2 protein-coding genes are annotated in these 3,413 nt (G+C 74.0%); both read left to right on the top strand.

Annotation, left to right across the window (positions count from 1 at the left end):
- Positions 1-1,838 (top strand): beta-ketoacyl reductase (locus tag ACFXA3_RS38990; protein WP_385195542.1); only part of this gene is annotated, 1,838 nt, incomplete at its 5' end.
- A 7-nt stretch (positions 1,839-1,845) separates the two neighbouring features.
- A partial coding sequence (locus ACFXA3_RS38985; RefSeq protein ID WP_385195539.1) for a type I polyketide synthase occupies positions 1,846-3,413 on the top strand: 1,568 nt, incomplete at its 3' end.

Here is a 3,413-nt window from a genome sequence, read left to right as displayed (position 1 = left end):
CGGCGGCCGCCGGGGACATCCCCGCGCAGCCGTGGCAGTCGCTCGGCGACGGCCCGGTCGCGGACGCCGTCGTCTGGGACGCCCCCGCCGGCTCGGACGCCGCCGCGGTGCACACCGCCGTCGCCGGGGCCCTGGACGTCCTGCAGGAATGGCTGGCCGGCGAACGCTTCGAAGGCTCGACGCTCGTCGTCCGCACCCGCGGCGCCGTCGCCGTCGCCGACGAGCCCGCGGGCAACCTGGCCGGCGCCGCCGTCTGGGGCCTGGTGAAGACCGCACAGTCGGAGAACCCCGGCCGCGTCCTCCTCCTCGACACCGACACCGCCGACCCCGCGGACCGGGCGGACGTCGCCCTCGCGGTCGCCTCCGGCGAACCGCAGGCCGCCGTACGGGCCGGCGCCGTCCACGCCCCGCGCCTCGTACGGGCCGCGGCGGACGCCGGCACCGCGGCGACCACGGCCGCCGAGTTCACCCCCGGCGGAACGGTGCTGATCACCGGCGGTACGGGCATGCTGGGCCGGCTGTTCGCCCGGCACCTGATCACCGAGCGCGGTGTGAGCCGCCTGCTGCTGACCAGCCGCCGCGGCCCCGCGGCCGAGGGAGCGGCCGAACTGGCCGCGGAACTCACGGAGCTGGGCGCCGAGGTGGAGATCGCGGCCTGCGACACCTCCGACCGGGACGCCCTCGCCGCCCTCCTGGCGGCCGTTCCGGCCGCCCACCCGCTGACCGGCGTGATCCACATGGCCGGCGTCCTGGACGACGGCATCCTCGGCTCCCTCACCCCCGAGCGCGTGACCGCGGTCCTGCGGCCCAAGGTCGACGCCGCCCTGCACCTGCACGAGCTGACCGCGGGCCTGGACCTGGCCGCGTTCATCCTCTTCTCCTCCGTCGCCGGTGTGCTCGGCAACCCGGGCCAGGCCAACTACGCGGCCGCCAACGCCTTCCTGGATGCCCTCGCCACCCACCGCCGGGACCGGGGCCTGCCCGCCCAGTCCCTCGCCTGGGGACCGTGGGCGGCCGAGGAGGCCGGCGGCGGCATGGCCGGCGAGCTGGCCGCCGCCGACAGCGGCCGCATGAGCCGCATCGGCATCGAGACGCTGTCGGGCGCCGCGGGCACCGAGGTGTTCGACGCGGCCCGCACGCTCGGCGCACCCGCCCTGGTGACGATCCTGCTGAACACGAAGGAGATGCGCGGCGCCACCGACCTCCCGGACCTGTTCCGGAGCCTGGTGCCCGCCCGCTCGCGCCGCCGCGCGGAGTCCGGATCCACGGTCGACGTCACGGCGTTCCGCCGCCGGATGGCCGGCCTGACCGAAGCGGCCCGTACCGACGAACTCGTCGACCTCGTACGGGCCCACGCGGCCGCGATCCTCGGCCACTCGGGGGCGACGTCGATCGGCAAGAGCCGCGAGTTCAAGGAACTCGGATTCGATTCGCTGTCCGCCGTCGAATTCCGCAACAGCCTCGCCGAGGCCACCGGACTGCGACTGCCCGCCACGCTCGTCTTCGACTACCCCAACTCGCAGGCCCTCGCCGAGCACTTCGCCGAGGAGCTGCGGCCGAAGGACGGAGCCGACGGGACCGGCGGAAGCGGCGACGCGGCCGCCCCCGACTCAGACGAGGGCAGGATCCGCCGCCTGCTCCAGACCGTCCCCATGGCCCGCCTGCGCGAACTGGGCCTGGTGGACACCCTGCTCGAACTCGCCGACGGACGAGCGGAACACACGGAGTCCACGACGGTCGCCGCAGAGGAAGAAGCGATCGACGACATGGACGCCGAGAGTCTGATCAACATGGCGCTCGACGGTCTCGGGCTGGACGACGCGATACAGGGAATGTGAGAAGCCGATGTCCAATTCTGACCAGAAGCTGCTCGACGCACTCCGGGCGTCCATGAAGGAAACCGCCCGGCTGCGGACGCAGAACCGCAACCTGTCGGCCGCCGCCCGCGAGCCGATCGCCATCGTGGCCATGAGCTGCCGCTTCCCGGGCGGAGTCGACTCCCCCGAAAGCCTGTGGCAGCTCGTCGACGAGGGCCGCGACGGCGTCTCGGAGTTCCCCGTCAACCGCGGCTGGGACGTCGAGGGCCTGTACGACCCCGAGGGCGAGCGCCCCAACACCACGTACGTCAACAAGGGCGGGTTCCTGCACGACGCGGACCGCTTCGACCCCGCCCTGTTCTCGATCAGCCCCAACGAGGCATTGATCATGGACCCCCAGCAGCGGCTGCTGCTGGAGGCGTCCTGGGAGGTCTTCGAGCGGGCCGGCATCGACCCGCACACCCTCAAGGGCAGCAAGACCGGCGTCTACTCCGGGATGATGTACCACGACTACGCGTACAACAGCGCGACGGGCTCCATCGCCTCGGGCCGCGTCTCGTACGCGTTCGGCTTCGAGGGCCCCTCCGTCACCCTGGACACGGCCTGCTCCTCGTCCCTCGTCGCGATGCACCTCGCGGCACAGGCCCTGCGGGCGGGGGAGTGCACCCTCGCCCTGGCCGGCGGCGTCGCCGTCATGTCCACCCCCGAGGTGTTCGTCGAGTTCAGCCGCCAGCGCGGCCTCGCCAAGGACGGCCGCTGCAAGTCCTTCGCCGCCGCAACCGACGGCACCGGCTGGTCCGAGGGCGTCGGCGTCCTCCTGCTGGAACGCCTCTCCGACGCCCGCCGCAACGGCCACCAGGTGCTCGCCGTCATCCGCGGCAGCGCCATCAACCAGGACGGCGCGTCCAACGGCCTCACCGCCCCCAACGGCCCCTCGCAGCGCCGCGTGATCCGCAGCGCCCTGGAGAACGCCGGCCTCACCACGGCCGACGTCGACGTCGTCGAGGCCCACGGCACCGGCACCACCCTCGGCGACCCCATCGAGGCCCAGGCCCTGCTCGCCACCTACGGGCAGGACCGCGACGCGGACAAGCCCCTGTGGCTCGGCTCCCTGAAGTCCAACCTCGGCCACACCCAGGCCGCGGCCGGCGTCGCCGGCGTCATCAAGATGGTGCAGGCGATCCACCACGGCATCCTGCCCAAGACCCTCCACATCGACGAGCCCACCCCGCACGTCGACTGGACGGCCGGCAACGTCAGACTGCTGACCGAGCCGGTCGCCTGGCCGGCGGGCGAGCGTCCGCGCCGCGCCGGCGTCTCCTCCTTCGGCCTCAGCGGCACCAACGCCCACGTCATCGTCGAGGAGGCGCCCGCGCCGGCCGAAACCACCACGGCCGAAGAGGACGCCGCCCCCCACGAGACCGCGCCCGGCTTCGTGCCGCGGCTCGTGCCGTGGGCGCTGTCCGGCCGGACGGCGGCGGCGTTGCGCGCCCAGGCCGGCCGTCTGGTCGCGCACCTGGAGACGCTGGACGGGCAGGACCTGGCGGTGGCGGGGCGGGCGCTGGCCACGCGGCGCGCCCGGCTGAACGAGCGGGC

Source organism: Streptomyces sp. NPDC059456, from assembly GCF_042750055.1.
Classification (GTDB): Bacteria; Actinomycetota; Actinomycetes; order Streptomycetales; family Streptomycetaceae; genus Streptomyces.
Note: the sequence above shows the minus strand (reverse complement) of the source record. Positions and strands in the feature narration are given on the sequence as shown.